The following is a 7,491-nucleotide window of genomic DNA, read 5'->3' as shown; positions in this document are numbered from 1 at the left end:
CAGCATCGGCGTGTCGATCGCGCCGGGAAGGACAGCGTTCACCCGGATTCCCTGCGGCGCGTATTCGAGGCTGCCGGTCTTGGTTAGGCCGATGACCCCGTGCTTGGCGGTGACGTAGGCAGAGTTGCTGGGCTGCGGACGCACCGAACTCACCGATCCGACGTTGACGATCGCTCCGCCTTGTCCCTGCGCCAGCATCTGGCGAATCTGGTACTTCATGCAGAGCATCACAGCGCGCAGGTCGATGCGGATGACGCGGTCCCATACGTCCATGTCAGCTTCGGCGATGGGCAGTGTATCCGGCGTGACCGCCGCATTGTTCACCGCGCAGTCGAGGCGACCGAACGCCGCAACCGTGCCCGCGACAAGGTCCCGCACTTGCGCCTCGTCACCCACGTTGCAGAGAATGAACCGGGCCTCCCCGCCAGCGGCGACAATGGCGGTGACTGTCTCCTCGCCCGCTTCAGCATTGATGTCGGAGACGATCACTTTTGCGCCGTAACCCGCGAAGACCCGCGCGGTGGCTGCGCCCATACCCATCCCGGCACCCGTGACGATCGCCACTTTGCCGTCCAGCCGATTGCGTGCGTTGTCGGTCATGATCTGCGTCCTCTTCCTGGTCGGCCGGATTGATCCGGCCTGTTCCCGCCTTCATCGGAAGCGCCGCCGCACGTGTCGCCTGACAACAGGGCTAGGCCATCATGTATTGCAACTGCGCTCCAATGCTGCCGTGGCCATGTCCAGCGCGATGTCGAACCGCTCGCGGAAGCGCGCGGGATCGCGCTTGGGCAGGTTCTCGTTGTCGGAAAGCACCATCATGTTGATGACCACCAGATAGGCCAGCGCAATGCGGTAATCGCCCAGATTCGGGTCTTCCGCATCGACGATCGCGTTGATGTGATTGATCGTCGTGCGCAGGTTCCGGCTGAGATCGGGGCGGTTGTCGGCGGCATGCATGATCCCGGCGGGGCGCTGCTGCTGCAGATACTTGCTCATGAAGGCAGCATAGGTGTGGCGGCCCTGATCGTCGGTTAGATCGAGGATCGGCTCGCACAGGATTCTCAGCAGGGTTCTCAGGTCGAACCTGCCCCCGCTGCGCTCGACTTCGGCCAGCGCCGCGCCGCGCGCCGGTTCCATCTGCCACACGCGCCAGGCGAAGATCGCCTGCACCAGAGTGTCCCGATTGCCGAAGTGGTACTGCACCGCATTGGTGTTCCGGTTACCCGCAAGCTGGGCGATCTCGCGGAACGACACGCTCTCGATCGAGCGGGTGGCATAGAGCGATTCGGCGGCGGCGATGATGCGGATTTTGGCATCGTCGGCGAAATGGAGCGGCGGGTCGGTCACCCTGCGATCCGTACACGAGCCCGGTGCGAATTCCAGTTCGCGTAGCATTTCCGACAATCCTCCTTCGCGCCCGTCCATCCGCGATACCCGATGTGCCGCCAATGGACGCCTGACAATTAAAACAGGTGCGTTATATTGATTAACGCATATGTTTTAAACACTGGTCGCGAACTGGGTGGCGGCCTAGAAGAAAAATCGGGAGAAGAACCTCATGCCTCGACAGGATCGGGCCGTGCCCGCTCGCCTTCGCGAATTGCGCCGTGCGCTGCTGCTGACCGCTTCGGCGGGCCTTGCGCTTGGCTGCGCTCCGGCCGCCTTCGCGCAGGATTCGCAGCAGACCACCTCTCAGGAAGGCGGCATCGGCGACATCATCGTCACAGCGCGCAAGCGGCAGGAAACCACGCAGGACGTGCCGGTCGCCGTCGTCGCGATCAGTGCCGAGAAGATGCAGCAATACGACCTGTCGAACCTCGAGCGTGTCGCCGCGATGACGCCTTCGTTCTCGATCGGGCGCACGCCTTCGGGATCGGGCGCGACGCTGGTGCTGCGCGGGATCGGCTCCAACACCACCTCGATCGGCTTGGAGCAGTCGGTCGCGGTGATCGTCGACGGGGCCTATTACGGGCAGGGCCGCACGATCAACGAAGGCTTCTTCGACCTCGGCCGGCTGGAAATCCTGAAAGGCCCGCAGGCGTTGTTCTTCGGCAAGAACGCGACGGCGGGCGTCGTCTCGATCACCACCGCCGATCCGGGCGACAAGCTGGAGGTGATCGCGCGCGGCGGCTACGAATTCGCGGCGAAGCAGGTCTACGGCGAGGCGATCGTCTCCACCCCGCTGAGCGACACGCTGGGTATCCGCGTAGCCGCGCGCGCCAGCAAGCAGTTCGACGGCTACTACAAGCAGGTCGGCAGCACGCAGACCTACCCCACGCTCGATCGCACTTCGACCGCGCAAGTGGTCGCGCCCACACTGCATACCTCGGATGCCGCCGGAGACGGACGCTCCAAGGAAGCCTACGTGCGCGCCACACTGAAGTGGGAGCCGACCGACACGCTGACCGCCGTGCTCAAGGCCAACTACGGTGTGAACGACAGCAACAACCCCAGCGCCGGTTCGGTGCTCTATTACTGCCCCACCGGCGCCTCGGCGGGCAATCCGGCGATCCGTTGCGGACGCCGCTTCGAATCCTCGGCCAACCGCACACCGCTCGATATCGCCGCGACCCAGCCTTATGCCAACAAGGACGGCGCGCAGGGCAACCAGTACAAGTCGTGGGCGGTCAACCTCGGGCTGACATGGGCGCTCGACGACCTGACGATCTCGTCGGTCACCAACTACAACTGGAACCGCAACACCTTTCAGTTCGACGGCGACAGCCTTTCACGATCGGGTGCACCGGGCGTATTCGCGACCGAGGATTCCAGCTTCCATGCCTTCTCGCAGGAAGTGCGCGCGCAGACCAGCACCGGCAGCTTCTGGGATGCGATGATCGGCGGCTACTACCAGTCCACCATGCGCGATTACGATGCATGGACGGCCTCGGGCGGGCTTGAGAACAGCGCCGCGACGCCGGGCTATCGCCGCTATCTCGCCAATTCCAAGGACTCGCAGACAAGGGGCGAGACATACGCGATGTTCGGCCAGTTGATCCTGCGGCCGATCCAGAACGTCGAAGTCGCGGGCGGCGTGCGCTATACCTCGGAGAGCAAGGACAGCTACTTCCTCCAGCCCTATTCGCACCCGATCCGCGTGGCGCACGGCATCTTCCTGCCGGGCGTGACGCTGCGATCGAACCAGGATTTCGAGGACTGGTCGCCCGAAGCCACGGTGACGTGGAAGCCGAGCGCGGACATCACCGTCTACGGCGCCTACAAGACCGCCTACAAGTCCGGCGGCTTCTCAAACTCGGGTATCTACAGCCCCAGCGCCGGCCTCGCCGACTTCGAGTTTGATCCGGAGAAGGCCAAAGGCTTCGAGGCAGGCATCAAGACCACGCTGCTCGACCGTCAGCTACGGCTGAACCTGACCGCCTACAACTTCAAGTACAACAATCTGCAGCTGGACTTCTTCCGGTCCGACATCTTCGCCTTCACCACCATCAATGCCGGGTCGGCGCGGACCAAGGGCGTGGAGCTGGAGTTCGAAGTGGCCCCGCGCGCGCTTGACGGCTTCAACCTGCACGGCAGCGTCAACTACAACCGCGCGCGCTACGGCGATGCGCCCGGCGCGCCGTGCTGGGCCGGGCAGACGCGGGGCGAGGGCTGCAATCTGGTCTATGTCGCGGCCACCGACAGCTCGCGTCCGTTCGATCCGGCGACCGACACGGCCGCCAACCGCCAGAACCTGCGCGGGCAAGTCACCGCCAACGCGCCGGAATGGACCGGTAACCTCGGCGCCTCGTACGAAGCGCTGATGGAGAGCGGGGCGAAGTTCGCCTTCGGTCTCGATGCCCGGTACAGCGGCAGCTACCTCGCCTCGGCCTTCGGCAATCCGTACACGAAGCAGCACCGCTACGTGTCGCTCGACGGGTCGATCTCGTTCACCACGGCGGACGAGCACTGGCAGCTGCAGCTCATCGGCAAGAACCTGACCAATCGCTGGTACGCCATCGGCGGCACCGACGCGCCGAACACCGGATCGGGCACCGGCACCCTCGCGGGCGTCGTCGCCGACCAGATCGGCTACGCCAGCGTGCCGCGCACCGTCCAGGCGCAAGTCACCTTCCGCTACTGATCCCCCCAAATCCTCCCCCTCGGGCTTCGGCATGTCCGAAGCCCGCCCTTTTCCATGGGGAGGGCACCGAGAAGGATGCAATCATGAACAGGCCGTCGCAGATCCTCGCCGCGCTCCTCGCGACTTCCACGCTCGTCTGCTCGTCCGCAGGCTTCGCGCAGGTCGCCGCTGACACCGTGGGCCGCACCGTCGAGACCACGCACGCACCGCGCTGGCCAAGCGAGCCGACCGCGCCCAGGGGCGCGCCGAACGTCCTGCTCATCATGACCGACGATGTCGGCTACGGCGTCACCAGCGCCTACGGCGGCCCGGTCGACACTACCAACTTCGAGGCGCTGGCGAAGCAGGGCCTGCGCTATACCCGCTTCAACACGACAGCGCTGTGCTCGCCCACGCGCGCCTCACTGCTGACCGGGCGCCTGCCGCAGAACGTCAACATGGGCAACGTCACCAACCTGCCCACCGGTTACGACGGCTACACCACCGTCATCCCCAAAAGCGCGGCGACGGTGGCTGAGACGCTCAAGGAAGCGGGCTACAACACCGCGATGTTCGGCAAGGGCCACATCACCCCCGAATGGGAAATGAGCCCCGCCGGGCCCTTCGACCGCTGGCCCACCGGCCTCGGCTTCGAATATTTCTACGGCTTCCTCTCGGCCGATACCTCTTTGTGGAACCCCAACCTCGTCGAGAACGAGAAGCCGGTCGATCAGCCCGACCAGCCGGGCTACCACTTCGAGCGCGACATCGCCGACCACGCGATCGGCTGGCTCCAGCGGCACAAGGCCAGCGCGCCGGACAAGCCGTTCTTCATGTATTACGCCTCGGGCGCCGCGCACACGCCGCATCAGGCGCCGCAGGAATGGCTCGACAAGTACAAGGGCAAGTTCGACCAGGGCTGGGACAAGGTCCGCGAGGCAACCTTCCGGCGCCAGAAGGCGATGGGCTTGATCCCGAAGGATTCCGTGCTCTCCCCGCGCCCGGCATCGCTGCCTGCTTGGAATTCGCTCGATGCCGAGCATCGAAAGGTCTACGCCCGGCTGATGGAGGCCTATGCCGCCACCGTCGCTTATGCCGATCATGAGACCGGCCGCCTGATCCAGTCGCTGAAGGACAGCGGCCAGTACGACAACACGATGATCGTCTATATCGAGGGCGACAACGGATCGAGCGCCGAAGGCGGCCTCGACGGCCTTGCCTTCGAACAGTCCGCGATCACCGGGCACAAGGAGACCTTCGCCGAACTCGCCTCGCACTACGACGAGATTGGCGGGCCTTACGTCTACAACCACTTCAACGCTGCATGGGCCTGGGCGATGAACAGCCCCTATCCGTGGTGGAAGCAGATCGCCTCGCAGGCGGGCGGCACGCGCAACGGCATGGTCGTGTCATGGCCCGCGCGCATCCGCGACGGCGGCACCTTCCGCGGCCAGTACGCCCACGTCAGCGACGTCGCGCCGACGATCCTGGAAGCCGCAAGCGTCAAGGCTCCCGAAACCGTGCAGGGCGTGAAGCAGCAGCCGATCGACGGCATCAGCCTCGCCTACAGCTTCGCGGCACCCAAGGCCCCATCCGCAAGGCGCACGCAAATCTACGAGATGATGGAGAACTTCGGCATCTACCACGATGGCTGGATGGCGGGCACGCTGCCCAAGCGCATGGCCTGGGAAGTGGGCGTGGGCGAGGACCGCAAGCTCGGCGTCGGCCCGGAAAACCGCAAGTGGACCCTGTTCAACCTCGACAGGGACTTCACCACCGCCAACGATCTCGCGGCGAAGAACCCGGCGAAGCTCAAGGAACTGCAGGATTTGTTCTGGAAGGAGGCGGCGGCCAACCACATCCTGCCGATCCACGACTACAGCCAGGGCGCCGAGGGCCGCCCGACGATGGGCGGCAACCGCACCGAGTTCACCTATCTCGCCCCGCTCAGCCACCTGAACGAAGACGCCGCGCCGCACACCATCGGCAAGTCCTTCACGATCGACGCCGACGTCGATCTGGCCGCAGGGGCGCAGGGCGTGCTGGTGACGCAGGGCGGGCGCTTTGGCGGCTATGCCTTCTACCTGAAGGACGGGGTGCCGGTGTTCCACTACAATGCGGTGGGGACGGACCAGTTCACCATCCGCGCGGCGGAACCGGTTACGGCAGGTCACCATACCCTGACTGCGGCTTTCCAAGCGGACAAGCAGGAGCTGGGTTCGGGCGGCACGCTGACGATCAGCATCGATGGTAAGCCGGTTGGCAGCGGGCGGATCGGGCGCACGATCCGGGGCTGGATGTCTCATACCGAGGGGTTCGACGTCGGCATGGACACCATCACCCCGGTAAACGGCGACTACACGATCGCGAGCAGCCGGTTCTCGGGGACGCTTCGCAAACTCGAGTTCAAGCTGAAGTAACTTTTATATGTGGGGCGATACCGCATTCGAAGCGCCGTTCCGCACTTTGGGCAAGATCGATCAGGGGCCGTACTTCGCGGTCAAGATGGAAGCTGGCGGGCTGGGCACTGCAGGCGGTCGCAAGACCAACGCCGAAGCTCAGGTTATCGACTGGAGCGGTAACCCGATCCCCGGTTTTACGCTACGGGCAACGCGATGGCGGCGGTGCTGGGCGACGTCTACGGCGGAGCGGGCGGCACATTAGGGCCAGGCATGACCTTCGGTTACATCGCTGGACGTAATTTGGGAGAGCATATTTCCAATCACTGAGATATCCAGCGCCGATAAGGGGAAGCAGATTGCTAATGCACTTTGCTGCCCGCGACTTGGCCCCATCTACGGCGAGCCATGGGCACCATGATAAGAAACCGGACTTTCCGAACCTAGTAGCGAAAAATTGGCCGCTGAGCGGCCGGAATGGGTCGGTGCCAGTCTCTTGGACACTGAAAACTCTAACCGAGGTTGCATCCGTGGATCAGTGGCGCGGGCGAACAGACACTACGCATAAATTCTGTCCTGCCTGAGCATGAGGGGCAGCCCAGACAATTTGCACTAATCGGCGCTGGCAAATGCCGCTTTGGGCCAATTCCTGCGTTCAGGGGCGCATTTCTGTCGGTTCGGCACTTCAGTGCCCTCGCCATTGAAGGCCAGGCGCGATCCTGCAAATCTTTGGATGAAGGGCGATGGCCTTGCAGGCGATCATTTTCCCCACGAGTTCATGGAGCTGAATTTTTGGTATCCGGTCCGCCGAAATGAAGGAGGCACCAAGCAGGATTTGAACAAAAAACCCTGATATACCAATCTGTTGCAAAAATGTGCAATGTGCGGAATTCGGATTATAAATCACTCTCGAACCCCATCTGATTGAAAACAATCAGATTTATGGGGCTGGAAAAGTGTGGCTCCCCGAGTAGGATTCGAACCTACGGCCATTCGATTAACAGTCGAATGCTCTACCGCTGAGCTATCGGG

General features: G+C 63.6%; 5 protein-coding genes. 3 read left to right on the top strand and 2 right to left on the bottom strand.

The window, feature by feature from the left end; genetic code table 11:
- Together LH128_RS25970 and LH128_RS31575 are read right to left on the bottom strand one after the other, a co-directional pair.
- On the bottom strand, positions 1–600 hold a 600-nt coding region (locus LH128_RS25970), incomplete at its 3' end, for an SDR family NAD(P)-dependent oxidoreductase (RefSeq protein WP_008832669.1).
- 99 nt (positions 601–699) lie between these two features.
- Positions 700–1,395: a TetR/AcrR family transcriptional regulator gene (locus LH128_RS31575; RefSeq protein ID WP_008832668.1), complete on the bottom strand. Its 696-nt coding sequence runs from the start codon at positions 1,393–1,395 to the stop codon at positions 700–702.
- A gap of 184 nt (positions 1,396–1,579) precedes the next feature.
- Between LH128_RS31575 and LH128_RS25960 the strand changes: the two genes are divergently transcribed.
- The 3 genes from LH128_RS25960 to LH128_RS25950 all read left to right on the top strand — a co-directional run bounded on the left by LH128_RS25960 (position 1,580) and on the right by LH128_RS25950 (position 6,724).
- Complete coding sequence (locus tag LH128_RS25960) at positions 1,580–4,081, top strand: TonB-dependent receptor (protein WP_008832667.1); 2,502 nt, start codon at positions 1,580–1,582, stop codon at positions 4,079–4,081.
- 83 nt (positions 4,082–4,164) lie between these two features.
- Positions 4,165–6,480: an arylsulfatase gene (locus tag LH128_RS25955; RefSeq protein WP_008832666.1), complete on the top strand. Its 2,316-nt coding sequence runs from the start codon at positions 4,165–4,167 to the stop codon at positions 6,478–6,480.
- Between the two features lie 7 nt (positions 6,481–6,487).
- Positions 6,488–6,724, top strand: coding sequence for an FAD-binding protein (locus tag LH128_RS25950; protein WP_008832665.1), 237 nt, complete (start codon positions 6,488–6,490; stop codon positions 6,722–6,724).
- The last annotated feature ends 767 nt before the right edge of the window (positions 6,725–7,491 follow it).

Origin of the sequence: Sphingomonas sp. LH128 (genome assembly GCF_000293195.2) — a bacterium.
Classification (GTDB): domain Bacteria; phylum Pseudomonadota; class Alphaproteobacteria; order Sphingomonadales; family Sphingomonadaceae; genus Novosphingobium; species Novosphingobium resinovorum_A.
This window is presented reverse-complemented; position numbering and strand designations above follow the sequence as displayed.

Coding starts and splice junctions, on each gene's coding strand:
- LH128_RS31575 (WP_008832668.1), bottom strand. CDS start 1,395: ATGCTACGCGAACTGGAATTCGCACCGGGCTCGTGTACGGATCGCAGG.
- LH128_RS25955 (WP_008832666.1), top strand. CDS start 4,165: ATGAACAGGCCGTCGCAGATCCTCGCCGCGCTCCTCGCGACTTCCACG.
- LH128_RS25950 (WP_008832665.1), top strand. CDS start 6,488: ATGTGGGGCGATACCGCATTCGAAGCGCCGTTCCGCACTTTGGGCAAG.